This is a genomic window from Klebsiella sp. GFKo11 (assembly GCF_056490265.1).
Window position 1 is genome coordinate 2,558,574 of sequence record NZ_CM151369.1, and the last position, 14,423, is coordinate 2,572,996.

Below are 14,423 nucleotides of genomic sequence, written 5' to 3' on the forward strand. Positions count from 1 at the left end.
ATGTATTGTCCCGTTAATATTATTAGTCTACAGGCCAGTGGTAATCGCGATCCAGCCAGCCATCCAAGTCATAATCCATCATGCATTGTTCAGCGAAGCCTTTATATTCTTGTACTTGCCCCGACATCTGTGCGGCGAGCAACAGTTCGATACGAACATTTTCATGACTGCCGGTATAATTTCGTTCATAGAGTTCGTGTCTGCTGGCGAATTCTGTTCCTACGGAGTCCCAGATTAGCTTCATGAGCTTAACGCGTTCAACGGCATCCATACCGTTGGAGCCCCGCATATATTTTTTCAGATAAGGTTCCAGTTCCGGCGCGGCGAAATCTTTGGCATGCGAATTGATATAAATAAGCGCGCTGCCAAGATCTTGCTCAATAATTTCTCTGATCCGTGGATAGCCGAGACTCATAAACCAACGGTAGGCTAAACCATAATCCAGGTTAGGCAGGAGGGCGCCGTTGTGCCAGGGATTCGGCGATTTAGCCATAGCATCGCTTATGGCCCAGAAGAGGTTGCGCCAGGCCAGCATTTCCCCGACGCGCGTCTGTATGCCGCGGAAATCGGCTACGCCGGTGGCTTCCACGCCTTTAATGAATAAACCGCAAATAAAATCGATTTTTACCGCCAGACGCGTCACGCCATGGAACGTAGAACGGTGCAGGAAGCCTGAACTGGGTAAAAACGTGGCCGCTTTAGCGGTATCGCCGTAAATAAAAATGTTTTCCCAGGGGATCTTCACCTTATCCAGAATGAAGATCATGTCATTCTCGTCGTAGCGTGAGGATAGAGGATAGTCAAATGGGCTGCCGATTTTTTCGGCGGCTAAGGAGTAAGAGGGGCGGCAAACCAGCTTCAGCCCTGGGGCATTCATGGGTAATGTACATACCAGGGCAAATTCTCTTTTTTTGACAGGTAAACCGTAATGCGCGATGAAATTGTAATGTGTCAAGGCTGAGCCGGTAGCAACCACCTTGGCACCGCTAACAATCACGCCATCATCACACTCTTTTTCGACGTGAATGCAGATATCTTCAATCTGGTCGGGCGGGAGATTGCGGTCTATAGGGGGGTTAATGATGGCATGATTCCAGTAAAGCAGCTCCTCTTGCGAGCGTTTGTACCAGTGCCTGGCGTTATCCGCATATTCGCCGTAGGCATCGGGATTGGCACCCAGAGTAGTAAGAAACGACGCTTTGAAATCAGGACTTCTTCCCAACCAGCCGTAGCTAAGTCGTGCCCACTGAGCGATTGCGTCACGATCGCGTATCAGGTCGTCAACGGAATGGGGAACGCGGAAGAACGGATGGGTGACACCACCGCTGCCGGTATCACACGGCGTGGTTAAAATAGCCTGATACTTTTCGTCATGGAGCGCGTCGTATAATTTAGCTATAGACAGTGCTGAATTGCGAAACGCTGGATGTGTAATAACATTGTCGACCTTTTCACCATAAGCCCATATTTCTCGCCCATCATTCAGACCCGCCAAAAAGTCATTACCGGTAGGTAACGATACTGATTTATTTCCCATGTCAGCTCTCTCCGAATATCGGTTTTAAATCACTTACTTTTAAACGGCATCTTGTTGACTAAGAGTTACCGTTGTTGTTAAGGCGTTCTGTATCAGCCATTGATAAATAGAAAATGCGTCTTGCGTCAGGAATGACTCGTTATGAAATTGTATGGAGGCAACGTTTCCTGACGATAATGCGACAATTTCACCGGAAGGTAGTCGCTCCAGTTGGACTGTTTTGTCATGCTCCGGGCTGTACCAGCATGGCTGCTGATGTAGTGCGGAGAAACTGTTATAGAAACCAACGGTATGAGGTTTTCCCTGAATTGATATCTGGTGTTGGCTACCCTGACGGTTATTGACCAGCCGCTCGATCGGAATGCCTAATTCGGCGCAAATTAACTGATGTCCCAGACAAGTCCCGATTAGCGGACGCTGTTCCCGCAGCCGTTGCGCGATAATTTTTCGGCCCACGCGTATTTTTTCAAGTTGTATATTGGTTGGATCTCCAGGCCCGGGACCAATGAACACGATGTCGCGATCAGTGAGCTGCGTTAGCTTGCTCAGGCAGTCATACCAGGGAATGAGGGTAACGGCGCAACCCGCGCTGCGTAACTGATAGGCAATCATGGCGGTGAAATTGTCCTCCATGTCGATCAGTGTGATGGCATGATGAGAGAGTAAAGCGCAGGGGCCCAATTGCGAGTTATCCAACCAAAAGGCGGAGGTGCGTGCATTCCGTTGTGCCAGTATCTGGTCAGCCCTATGGCGAAGTTCTGCAGACAATCCTGTTCGGCTTGGCGTATCGGCGCTTGTGCCAGAGAAGAATGAATGCATTAGCCCTTGTAATTTGGCACGTGTTTCACCGGCTTCATTTTGCGCGATGGAACTTCTGACGATGGTTGAACCCGCCGTAAGCCGAAAATGTCCCTGAGCGGTAATATCGGCCGTGCGGATCATTATGGCCGAGTCCAGATAACGTTTACCTTCTTGAGCACCCGTTAAAGCAACGATGCCGCTGTAATAGCCGCGTCCGCGGTGTTCTCGCCGGGCGATAACTTTACAGGCGCTTTCTATTGGGCTACCGGTCACTGTTGGCGCAAATAGCGATTGCCTGATGATTTCTTTCAGACTGCGATCTGAGTTGCCATGGATAAAATATTCGGTATGCGCGATGTGCGACATAGCTTTGAGCTTCGGCCCGGATACCTGAATATCACGCTGACAGATGCTACTCATCATTTTGAGTTCTTCATCCACCACCATAAATAGCTCGTCGCGCTCTTTTTTATCCTGCAGAAAATCATCCAGTACGTGCGCCATATTCCCGGAGTCGGGGTATTTTAACGTGCCGCTGATAGGATTCATCGCCACGTTCTGCCCATCAACCTTGATATGCTGTTCAGGCGTGCTACCCATGAAATAGCGGCTGCCGGTGAAGATCATCCATGTCCAGTAAGACCCGCATTCAGATTGCAGTAGCCGTTTGTACAGCGTCAGCGCGTGGCGGATACTGAAGTCGGTTATATCGCCCTCCAGACTGCGTGAAATCACGAAGTTGCTACCTTCCCCAGAGCTGATTTCCTGATCAATGACGGTGTCAACAATGTCGCCATACGTTTGATCATCAAGATCGAAGTGCAGGTTTCGTGGCTCGATATCATGGTTATTAATGGCTGCGATAAACGAATCTATAGGGTAATAATTTTGCCGCTCAATGTGCATCACGATCGTCTGTTCACCATCGTCAATGCAGGCATAACTTTTTTCTTTCAGCTGATTAAATGGAAATAATATCAATTTGTTAAATGAGCTTTTGCCCGTCCCGTCTAGGGGAGGATCCAGCGCTAGTTCTGAAAGGGATTGGTTTAGTTCAATACCCCCTTCAAGAAATAATACTGTGTTGTTAGGTTCGCATTGAGGGCGGTAAATACAGGCAAAGGGTCTATCAAGATTGGCCAGATGAGCCGAAAGCTCGTCGGGCTTTGCTGTGCCTTTAGATAACATCATCATCTCCTAGAGTGCCGTGAGGATCTTTAATGTTCCAATGCGTCGATAGCTTGTCGGGTTGACAGCACGACTGAGCTGGTTTCCGCAGCTAGCTCAAGCGCTAGACGATGCTTTTCTTCGGAGAAATCGGCTAGCGCATCAGCAATAAAAAATGTCTCGATATCATTGGAATAGGCCTCTTGCGCTGTGCACAAACAACCGATATGGGCATAAACTCCACAGACGATCAGTTGATCGCATTTGAGTTCGTGCAAGGTACTCAGAAGGGGAGAGTTAAAGAAGGCGCTGTAACGCCACTTCGTTAATACCCACTCGTTTTCCAGAGGAGTCAACGGAGGAACAATTTGTTTATGTTCCTGGCTGCCGTTCATGCCTGAGCCCCACAGGCTGTGCAGCAAGCCACGCTGCTGTGGCGTCATGTCACCGGGTTGGGCAGTATAAAATACTGGAACATGCAGACGTCGGGCGACGCTAAGCAAGCGGTGAGTGTTGTCGATAACCTGTGCTATCGGCGAGGCGTCAGCAGTGTAAAAATCGAGAAAATAACGCTGCATATCATGTATGAGTAGCGCCGCTCTTGAACTGTTGGGTTGCCAGCCTGCTATTGATTTGGGTAATTGACGTTCTGTCGGCAATGGGTAGGGGTGTATCTTTTCCATGTTATTCTCCTTGTGCGCTTAGCAACTGCCGAGTGCGGCGCCACCGTCGACCAATAACGTTGACAGTGTGGTTTGCCCTGATTCTTCGCATAGGTAAAAGCAGACAGCGGCAGCAATTTCTTCCGCCGTGGCGACTTTGTTGAGTGGAATACCGATGCGAAATTGTTGTGGATTACCGTTAAGCGTGTTTTGCCTGTCACTTTCGCTGTGCCACATGCCGCGCAGCATCGGCGTATCGGTTGAGCCAGGAGCGACAACATTACAACGGATCCCATACGGAGCGACCTCCAGCCCCAGAGCATAGGTAAATGCCTGGGCAGCTGCTTTTGAAGCGCAGTAGGCGGCCATCGTCGCCCGCGGCACGCGCGCTGCGTTTGAGGCGATAGTTACGATGCTGCCTTTGCGCTGAGCCATCATCAGATTGGCTGCATGGCGGCTGGTGTTAAATACGCCAGTCGCGTTGACGGCAAAAGTTTTCGCCCAATCCTGAGGCTGTGTTTCGGCCACGCTGGCGTGGCACAGTACGCCGGCACCGTTGACCAAATAACCCACTGGGCCCAGTTGGCGACCAATCGCGGTAAAGGCTTCTGCTACGCAGCGGTCGTCGGCAACGTCCACAGTAAAGCCTGCAATGGGCTGCGGATGGTTATTTTGTAGTGTGGCTACGAGGGTTGCCAACTGCGTGGCGTTATTATCAAGAAGCGCTAGTGAAACCCCTTCTTTCGCCAGCGCGTGGGCAACGGATTCGCCAATGCCGCCGCATGCGCCGGTAATAACGGCAATATAGTGTTTATCAAAGGTCATTTTGTCTCTCTTTCCAGTGAGTTAATAACATCTGCGTTTGCGCTACGTTCAGGCGTGGATCGCAGAGAATTTGCTTAAGTTCATGTTCTTGAGGGTGATTATTTTCACAGAAGCATTCGATGACCGGGTTCGGCGTTGCTTCCAGATGGAGTCCAGCGGCGCAGGCGTTATGTGATTTCACCTGCCTCAGGAAACCGGAGATTTCAGCCATCATGTCGCTGAGCTCTCGGCGTTTATTGCCAGCCCGCGTTTTCCCGGTGTTCCCATGCATTGGATCGCACATCCATAACACCGGCGTTTCGGTTGCCTGAACGGCCTGAATCAACGCGCCCAACCGATGAATATGTGAACGGCCAAAACGCGAAATAAAAGTCAGACGTCCAGGAATACGCTGAGGATTGAGTTGTCGGCAAAGTGCAGCGATGAATGATGGCGTTACGGTGACGTCAATCTTGCAGGCGACAGGGTTGGAGATATTCGCCAGCATGGCGATATGTGGGCTGTCAGGCGCAAGAGTACGAATGCCGATCCATGGCCAATGGGTGCTGGCTAAGTATGATTCTCCGTGAGGAGTAGTGCGGATTTGAGTGGTTTCATAGTCCAGCAACAACGCTTCATGGCTGGTCCAGTAGCCCGGAGTTATATATTTTTATGCTGGCGCTCATGAAAATGGGCGCTGTTGTGGTTCCCGTGAACCCCAATAGCCCTGAGCGCTATGTTGGCGAAGTTTTAAGTGCGGCGGGAGCCAGATACCTGATTAGCGATGATGTGAAAAGCGTGCCCGATGGGGCATGGCAAGTGTTGTCGAGTATCACGCTGATACAAAACTGCGCTAAACAAAGAGGTGGGAATTATCCGGTGTTAAGCACTGATGATCCGGCGCTCATATTGATGACCTCTGGATCAACAGGAAAACCGAAAAGCGTACTGATTGCTCACCACGGGATTGCCAGACTGAGTCTGCCGGTACCCACGTTGGGGAACAGCGAGCGGGACTGCTATTTGCAAATTGCAGATGTTTCTTTCGCTGCGTCAGCTAATGAAATCTGGATGGCTTTACTGACCGGCGCGTGTCTGACGATTGCGCCGCCTGGCTTGCCTGATTTGATGGCCTTGGTACGGCAGATCGAAACGGATAACGTTACGATGCTATTCCTCTCTGGCGGGCTGTTCCGGCTATTTGTCGAGATATCGGTCGAAACACTGCATATACCTGATTGTGTGGTGGTGTCGGGAGACTTTGTTAACCCCCGCCTATTTAGCGTGGCGGCGCAGGCCGGCAAGGCAAAAATATTTAATGGATTAGGATGCACGGAAAATTCAGCGATCTCGTCTCTCTATCATGTCCAGTCGGGGGGGCAATTCTCCGGTGAATCTCCTGTGCCGGTTGGTACTCCACTCCCTTTGGTTGAGATGGTGGTGTTCAATGAACGGTTGCAACCCTGTACGTGCGGTGAATATGGGGAATTGTTCATTGCAGGGGCAGGGCTGGCTCTGGGGTATTCCGATCTGCAACTGACGGCGGAAAGGTTTATCTCCATACCGTATCAAGACACAGAAGTGCTTTTTTATAGTACCGACGATCGGGCAACTTACGACCAAGATCGCAATATCGTCCTGGTCGGACGAGGCAACAATATTTGTAAAATACGTGGCTTCCGCATCAATATCGCCGGTATTGAGCACCTGTTGCGCTTACATCACGCTATAGAAGATGTGCTGATTGTGATAGAGGAGACGCCGGATGAGCCGCGATTACATGCTTGTTATGTCACGCAGGATGACGCGCTATCCGTAGCTGATTTAAAGAATCACCTCGCTATGCATGCTCCTGCCTGGATGATACCTGAAAAATTTAGCCGTCTGGCGGTATTGCCGATGACCGCTAACGGCAAAAAAGATCGTTTACGGTTAAAAAATTCTTTACTGGAGCAGGTGTAAATATGGACAACGTTGAGCAACAGTTACTATCGATTTGGCAGGCGATTATTCATTCCGAGGCGATTAGCCCTCAAGACAACTTATTAGACCAGGGTGGTAACTCATTACATTTCATAAAGTTGGCATCAATGGTAAGTAAGACATTCAATTTGGCCGTCTCGCCGGCGGACATTTTCACTGCCGAAAATATTGCCGCGCTGGCTCAGACCATTCGGCAACGGCAACAGGTCTAACACCAGGAGTTGGGACTGCCAACAGTCAGGAAGGATTTTACAGGGAATTTTAAGAGGGGGATAAAATGCCATCATTCAATAGCGGCGAGTCGAAAAAGGGCTGTTTGAACAAGGAGCGTGGAGAAATTGCGGCAACGTATCTGACAGCGACGCCCGGGCAGCAGGCAATGTGGTGGCTGGATAATACGCTGGATCAGCCCCAATGCTATAACGTGCCAGTGCTGCTGACCATCAACGCGACATTGGACGCTGATATTCTGCAGCGCGCTGTGGCTGAGCTGAGCTTGCGCCATGAAATATTCAGAACGCGTTTTGTTTACCTTGACGGTAAACTACAGCAGTGTATCGGCGCTGATAGCTATCTCTCTTTTTACCATCGACAACCAGAGCACACGGAAACGCCTGAATCGGTGACTGCACAACTGGCGGCTACCCGTTTATCGTTAGCTGAAGGTCCGTTGAGTATCATTAATATGCTCAGTTCAGACTCGGGTACAACCTGGTTAGCATGCTGCTTTCACCACATCATTATTGATGCCCCCTCAGTACGTATTATCTTGCATGATTTGCTGCGAATATATTGTGCGCTTGACGAGAAACGCGCTCTGCCAGCGTTTAACGGCACGGGAAGCTATCAGGAATTTACTCGTTGGCAGGCCGCGTCCCTTGCGGCGGCAGAGTGCGAAGACATGCGGGATTATTGGCGGCAGGCGCTGAATCCTGCTCCGCCACTGTCGGACCTCCCGGTCGATTTCCCCCGCCGTCTTCGGGAAGATACCAAAGCCGCCTATACCATGCTGGCCCTGAACGAACATGAAGCGGACTCACTACAGCGGCACGCGAGATCGTTGTCGATGACTCCATTTATGTATATGTCCATGTGCTGGCAATTTTTCCTCAGCCGCATGAGTGGGCAGAATGATATTACCGTTGGCGTGCCTTTTACCCTGCGGGATCGCATCGAGTTTGCCGAAACGCCGGGATATATGATCAATACTCTGCCGGTTCGCGTGCAGATGAATGAAGATGACACAGTCAGGGCGCTAGCTGCAAAGGTGCGTCAATCTTTTATTGGTGCACATTTCAATAAGCTGATCCCTTTCAATGAAATTGTCGCACTGTCGCGTGAAAACGCGGGTCAGGACAGCCCACTATTCAGAACTCTGTTGGTTATGCCCGATACCCGGGCCGATATTTTCAACGACTTGCCTTTTAAGGTCATGCTGGATGACTATTTTAGCCAGTTGGCAAAATATGATCTGACGTTGTTCTTTGAAGCACAACCGCAGTGGAAGCTTACGCTGGAGTATAAGACGGCGTTGTATCACCCGCAGACTATTGACTACTGGTTGAAAATCTTTCGCCATTTATTGAGCGCTATGGGCGAGGACGGCGAGGTATTACTATCATCCCTGAGGCTGTTGGATGCACCGTTGAGTCGTGAACTGGTTGTTCGATCTAGCCTTAAGCCGTGTGCGGAGGCCGGGCGATTTGACGCCCTAGCGGCTTTCAACCAGCATGCTGTAAACCACTCTGCGGATACTGCGCTAATTACCGCTAGTGGCACACGATCGTATGGTTGGTTAGCGGAACGTTCAGGGCAGATTGCCGCTTACCTGCAGCAGCAGTTTAATATTGCTCCTGGCAAACGTGTTGCGTTATTACTGGAAAGGGATGCCGAGGCGATTGCCACTCTGTTTGGCGTGTTAAAAACCGGCGCGGCCTACATTCCGGTCGATCCGCAATACCCGCAAGAGCGTATTGGTTACATGTTACAGGACGCCAAAGTGGATTGCATCGCCACGACGCGATCGCTGGTATCAAGATTCCCAGTATCTGGCTCCGTACCTCTGTTGTTGATCGATGATATTCACCCGGAGTACCCTGGAGCATGGTCTGACATCAAAAGAATGCCCGACGATGAGCTGTATATCATATATACATCCGGTTCTACCGGGCAGCCCAAGGGAGTACGGTTATTAAATAAAACGCTCAATAACCTGATTAAGTGGCAACGAGATGTATCTGAGTGCGGTCAGGGAGATTGTACTCTGCATTTTATGTCACTTTCTTTTGATGTGTCGGTTCAGGAGATCTTCGGCACGTTAGCCTGCGGTGGGCGCTTGTACATTGCCAGTGAAGAAGAACGGAGAGACCTGGATCATCTGCAAGAGGTGATCCTGTATCAGGGTATTAATCGTCTCTATTTTCCGTATGTTGCTTTGCAACAGTTCGCGCATTTGAGCGCATTGGCCAACAGGCAATTCCCGAGTTTAAAAGAGGTCTACTCCACCGGGGAACAGCTCGTACTCACTGCGGATATTAAACAATTTTTCAGGCAACCCGTTCGCCTCATTAATCTCTATGGCCCCTCTGAAAGCCACGTCTGTTCCGCGTATGTGCTGCCACCGGAGAGCGATAAATGGGGGGATGCAGCGTCCATTGGTTACCCTCTACCCGGATTCACTCTGTTGGTGGTGGATGAGCATCTGCAGCTGGTTCCCGCCGGCGTCGCCGGTGAACTGCTTATCGTTAGCGATTTTCTGTCTCCCGGCTATCACAATAAAAGTGAAGAAAGCGCTCGACGTTTTATCTCTGCTGATGGCTTTGCCGCACAAAGTTGCCACGCGTATCGTACCGGTGATCTGGTGAGGCTGGAGCATGACGATCGGTTCAGCTACCTCGGCAGGATAGACAATCAGTTAAAAATTCGCGGTTTTAGGATCGAACCGTCTGAAGTAGAGGCGGCCATCAATGCTCTGGAGGGCGTGCAGGTTTCAGCGGTAGTTGGCAGGGCAGATACTTCGGGAAGCAAGCAGCTCGTCGCCTTTATTGCTGGCTTATCGGATGATAAAGGCAATCAAAAGGATGAGATCAAACGCAGCCTTCGCCTGGTGCTGCCGGAGTATATGGTTCCTACAGCGTTGGTCTTTCTGGATAAGCTGCCTACCACGCCTAGCGGAAAAATCGATCGTAAGGCGTTGCTTAAGGTGGATATTATTGTTGAATCATCCGCGCAGATGCCAGACCGGTCTCTGACGAAAACGCAGGAACATGTCAGGGCGTTGTGGGAAACGCTATTTCCGGGACGTCACATCGCACTGCACGATGATTTTTTCGCCATTGGTGGACATTCTTTGTTGGCCACACAGCTGGTTTTTCTGCTCCGTAAGGCGTTCGATTGCGATATTCCTCTACGTTTGTTATTTAATCACCCTACGTTGTCGTCTATGGCAGAGTCCATTGACAGCTATATTGCCAGTGAAAAGGGGCGCGTCGATACCGTTGATCGTTCCTTTGTTCAGGATGGATACGAACGCATACATTGGCAGGGGGGAGAGTGTTCAACCCCTGGGCTGACGCTGCTCACCGGGGCGACAGGATTTTTGGGCATCTACCTGCTGCGTTCATTGCTATTGGCCGGTGCCCAATCCGTGATCTGCCTGGTGCGTGCCAGGACGGATGAGCACGCGTTGGCTCGTTTGCGTGAAAATGCGATGCGTTACGGAATCGCCGATGAGATTGATTTTTCCCGGGTTGAAGTTTGCCTCGGCGATATTGGTCAGCGCAATTTAGGGTTAAGCCCTGAAGCGTATAGCCGTTTGTCAAAGCGAGTGGACACGGTATTCCATGCAGCCGCACAGATTAATTTTTTGCTCTCTTATTCTTCGGTAAAACAGTCAAATGTGCAGGGTATGCTGAATGTTTTAGCTTTCTGCGGTTATGGCGGACGAAAAACGTTGCACTATTTATCCACTATCGCCGTATTTTCTCCACGCTATCCTGAATCACCTATCGTGGAACACTGCGTGCCGGGGCATCCAGAAGCACTGTCGATAGGTTATACGCAAAGTAAGTGGGTGGCTGAACGCTATGTTATACAGGCCAGAGAACAAGGACTTGATGCCAACGTATTTCGCATCGGGCGTATTGGCGGTGACAGCCGAAGTGGGGCCTGCCAGAGCGATGATTTTTTGTGGCGACAGATAAAAAGCTTTATCCAGATGGGATTGGCACCTGATCCGTCTTCGCTATCAACGGACCTGCTGCCTGTCGATTTTGTCGCTGAAGCGATAGTTGCCTTAGCGCGTTCAGAGGCTACGCGACAGGAAAACTTCCATATTTTCCATCCTCAGAGTACCCAGTTTACCCCAGTGTATCGGGCGATTCGTTCTCTGGGCTACCCGTTGGAAACGACTTCTGACGGCGAGTGGTTGCAACAACTTGAGCTGTGGGTCACCCAGGGGCGGGAGGTCGCGCTGGGGCCGGTCATTCATCTCTTTAAAGAGAATTCGTTGGATGCTGGCGATAACGACTACGGTAATCCAGAGACGACTAAGCGTATTGCACAACTGGGTTTGCGCTTTCCTGAACTGTCGGAGGAGACTTTCAAACGTATGATTGTTTATTTCCAGCGGCAGAAAGAAATTGTCTAGCAAGCCTTTTATCAACGACCTTTTCGTAAAGAGGATAATACAATGGCTCCGGCGTTATTTGATAAATATATTTCGGCGGTGATGGAGAAGTCATCGGATAAGCTGGCATCCCTTTTCTCTGTTGATGGACGTTTGTCGTTACCTTTTCGTCGCGCCAGGGAAGTGATTGTTGGGCGTGATAATATTCGCTTACACTATGCCAATGGCTTTGGTATTGCGCCCTTACGCTTTACATCCATAGAGGATGTGCGATTCCACTATACGGATAATCCCCATGTCGTCATTGTTGAATATAAACTACATGGAAATACTCTGCCGGATGAAAAAAAGTTCTCTTTATTGTATGTTAATATTATTAAAATAAACGATGATGAGATAACTGAATTAATAGATTATGAGGATGTTTTGAATAGAGAATATATATTTCAAGATTAGCTTGATGGTTCTTATGTTATTAATGGGGGCAAGTGTTATGATAACTTTTCATTCTGTGAAGGGATGTGTTAAAATGGTAAGCTTAACTGTTTGTACATGAAATCAGGAGAATATATGGAAATGAATAAAAAAGCGGCTAGTGGTTCCGAGCGCGAAATATCATTGAATCGTCAATTTGAAGATGCTTTAGGAAATTTGCAATGTGAGCTTGTTGCACGTCGCTCGTTGATTAATCCTGATGGCATTAACTGGCCGCAATACGATACGTTGTATATTTTGCGTCAGTTCCAGCCGATGACTCCAAGTGCAATTGGTGAAAAGCTCGGGTTTGCGCGTAGTAAAATGTCCAAGATTCTGCGGATGTTGAAAGATAAGCACTTTGTTGAGCAGGAGTCTGGAGAAAGCGACAAACGAGAAATGCTGACGCGGATTACGGAAAAAGGTATTGAGTTCCTGAATTCTGCAGAATCCAGCAGGCGCATAATGGCTGAGCAGGTGGCATCCTGCATGTCGCAGGGAGAGATTGCTATTTTCGCAGAGCTTTGCGCAAGGGCTGCAAATATATTACACGAGAATATTAAAGGTAAACTCGAAGACACCAGTGAGAATTAATAAGGTTTGTGGTGATAAAACGCTCAGCGCTCAACGCTCAACGCTCAACGCTCAACGCTCAACGCTCAACGCTGAACTGATCGCTGGCATGGGATTATCTTTGCCCAAAGTGGAATCGAATATATGGCATGGTGATTGCTCTAAAACATTGCTATGGGATGATGTTGAGGGCGAACTAGATATATCAATACTGGGAAAGGTTTTTAACTGCAGAACATAAATAAAAGTAGACTAGTATAGTTAGTATTTGGTGCGCCAAAACGTTGCTGAAGGTTATATCTAATCTTGGGGGCAGGTCAGGCCACCTCTGCGCGTACGATGAAAACCATGAAACGCATTCAGGACTTAAATCGCGGGCTTAAAGGGACGGGGAGGAAGTAGGGGGCAGGTTTAAATATAAATTACATTGTAGGGACGGTAGGTATTAAAAATACGAGCATACACAGACTCGTAACGCAAAGGAAAAATAAGGGTGGCGATGTTGTTGATTTTTATTTATACCTTGAGTGTCTGTCTAACTTAAATAATATTTAAGCTGTGTGTTTTCTTGTTAATACTATTGCCCATTGATGAATGAATATGTTTTTCGGATAATTATTTTTCCATCAAATACCGCTGTCAGCACTTTGTTAGTAAAATGAAAAGGTTTCTTTATAATCCAACAACCACTCGCCAACCAGGCCAATATTGTCTACTATCTAACACAAGTCCTGACTTGATAAAATGGTTAAAATGGAAATAAAGAAAACAGACTCAAAGCCCCGCACTAAACCGGCAGAAGTCCGTCTTGATGAACTGATGGATGCAGCGCAACATTTGTTCATCACGAAAGGGTTTGAAGCCACGACCATTAGCGAGATTGTACGCGATGCGCAGGTGGCAAAGGGAACCTTCTATCATTACTTCCCGTCGAAAAACGAGATGCTTTCCGCACTGCGTGAGCGTTTCACCCGACACTTTATCGAACAGATTCAACAGGCGGTGGATGCCTACCCTGTTGAAGAAAGCATCGCGCGCTTGCGCGCCTGGTGTGATGCCGGGATCTCCGCCTACTTTGACGGTATGGCGCTCCATGATGCGTTGTATCACGATCATCATTACCATACGCGGGGTAATCAGGATCGTGACGCGGTGCTGGACCAGATCCTGACCATTCTCAATGACGGCAGCGCCTGTGGCGCATGGCGGCTCGATAATCCGCGCCTGACCGCTATTCTGATGTACCACGGCATGCATGGGGCTGTGGATGATGCCGTCGTAAGCGATGAAAATGACAAAACCCTCCTGGCTCACCAACTGGCAGAGGAGTTCCTACGCTTACTCGGTCACCGCCAGCCATAATCATTAAAAGGGGCGTAGCGGCTACGTCTCTTTTCTGTTTTATCCTTTCTTTTGCATTAACCTCTCACCGGTGTACATCTCTATAACTATAAGCATTTTTAACCATTAGGCGTTGGAGTCTTAAAAATTTAATATAAAAAACGCATTGACCGACTGACGGTCATTGATAATAATAATCACTTACGTTAAATGGTGAGGTATTACTGTAATGAATTTTGACAACATAATATCCCTTCTTTCTGAAGTCGGCGTGCCGGAAGATGTACTGAGTGATGCCGACGGCAGTTGGCAGTTACGCCGAGATTTAGGGCTTTCATCAGCGGAAACCGTGGCATTTCAGGCTCGTTTACAACATCAGACAGGCAAACAGTTTTCATTGTGGGGATGCCGCGATTACTCTTTGGATGAGATCATCTCGCTCGGTAACTGAGAA

Annotated in this window: 12 protein-coding genes and 1 pseudogene; 8 read left to right on the forward strand and 5 right to left on the reverse strand. The window is 49.0% G+C overall.

From position 1 onward, the window contains the following. Nucleotides 1-22: 22 nt before the first annotated feature. From AC07P6_RS12320 to AC07P6_RS12340, 5 genes are read right to left on the reverse strand one after another with little or no spacing between them, the layout of a single operon-like run. Entirely contained in the window at nt 23-1,537 is a 1,515-nt protein-coding gene (locus tag AC07P6_RS12320; protein WP_050881861.1) for a 4-hydroxyphenylacetate 3-hydroxylase family protein, read from the reverse strand. A 39-nt stretch (nt 1,538-1,576) separates the two neighbouring features. Beyond that, nucleotides 1,577-3,532, reverse strand: a complete 1,956-nt coding sequence (locus AC07P6_RS12325; protein WP_232519416.1) for an anthranilate synthase family protein — start codon at nt 3,530-3,532, stop codon at nt 1,577-1,579. A 23-nt stretch (nt 3,533-3,555) separates the two neighbouring features. After that, complete coding sequence (locus tag AC07P6_RS12330) at nt 3,556-4,188, reverse strand: isochorismatase family protein (protein WP_050881859.1); 633 nt, start codon at nt 4,186-4,188, stop codon at nt 3,556-3,558. Between the two features lie 18 nt (nt 4,189-4,206). Beyond that, nucleotides 4,207-4,992 (reverse strand): 2,3-dihydro-2,3-dihydroxybenzoate dehydrogenase, encoded by a 786-nt coding sequence (locus AC07P6_RS12335; protein ID WP_050881858.1) that lies wholly within the window; start codon nt 4,990-4,992, stop codon nt 4,207-4,209. Further along, entirely contained in the window at nt 4,982-5,599 is a 618-nt protein-coding gene (locus AC07P6_RS12340) for a 3-deoxy-7-phosphoheptulonate synthase (protein WP_478316463.1), read from the reverse strand. Before AC07P6_RS12340 ends, AC07P6_RS12335 begins: the two co-directional genes overlap by 11 nt. Before the next feature lie 44 nt (nt 5,600-5,643). Between AC07P6_RS12340 and AC07P6_RS12345 the strand changes: the two genes are divergently transcribed. The 8 genes and pseudogenes from AC07P6_RS12345 (at nt 5,644) to AC07P6_RS12380 (ending at nt 14,420) form a co-directional block, all read left to right on the forward strand. Continuing rightward, complete coding sequence (locus AC07P6_RS12345; RefSeq protein WP_478316465.1) at nt 5,644-6,933, forward strand: AMP-binding protein; 1,290 nt, start codon at nt 5,644-5,646, stop codon at nt 6,931-6,933. 2 nt (nt 6,934-6,935) lie between these two features. Further along, complete coding sequence (locus AC07P6_RS12350; RefSeq protein WP_050881856.1) at nt 6,936-7,166, forward strand: acyl carrier protein; 231 nt, start codon at nt 6,936-6,938, stop codon at nt 7,164-7,166. Between the two features lie 65 nt (nt 7,167-7,231). After that, nucleotides 7,232-11,602: a non-ribosomal peptide synthetase family protein gene (locus tag AC07P6_RS12355; RefSeq protein WP_478316467.1), complete on the forward strand. Its 4,371-nt coding sequence runs from the start codon at nt 7,232-7,234 to the stop codon at nt 11,600-11,602. Nucleotides 11,603-11,644: 42 nt separating this feature from the next. Next, complete coding sequence (locus tag AC07P6_RS12360; protein ID WP_050881854.1) at nt 11,645-12,037, forward strand: nuclear transport factor 2 family protein; 393 nt, start codon at nt 11,645-11,647, stop codon at nt 12,035-12,037. A 114-nt stretch (nt 12,038-12,151) separates the two neighbouring features. Next, nucleotides 12,152-12,649: a MarR family winged helix-turn-helix transcriptional regulator gene (locus AC07P6_RS12365; protein WP_050881853.1), complete on the forward strand. Its 498-nt coding sequence runs from the start codon at nt 12,152-12,154 to the stop codon at nt 12,647-12,649. A gap of 279 nt (nt 12,650-12,928) precedes the next feature. Continuing rightward, nucleotides 12,929-13,030 (forward strand): annotated as a pseudogene (locus AC07P6_RS12370) (MurR/RpiR family transcriptional regulator); the annotation flags it as partial. Nucleotides 13,031-13,381: 351 nt separating this feature from the next. Then, complete coding sequence (locus AC07P6_RS12375) at nt 13,382-13,990, forward strand: TetR/AcrR family transcriptional regulator (RefSeq protein ID WP_232519417.1); 609 nt, start codon at nt 13,382-13,384, stop codon at nt 13,988-13,990. A gap of 208 nt (nt 13,991-14,198) precedes the next feature. Beyond that, nucleotides 14,199-14,420 carry an immunoglobulin domain-containing family protein gene (locus AC07P6_RS12380; protein WP_100016882.1) on the forward strand — a complete coding sequence of 74 codons (222 nt, stop codon included), beginning with the start codon at nt 14,199-14,201 and terminating at the stop codon, nt 14,418-14,420. Nucleotides 14,421-14,423: the final 3 nt, after the last annotated feature.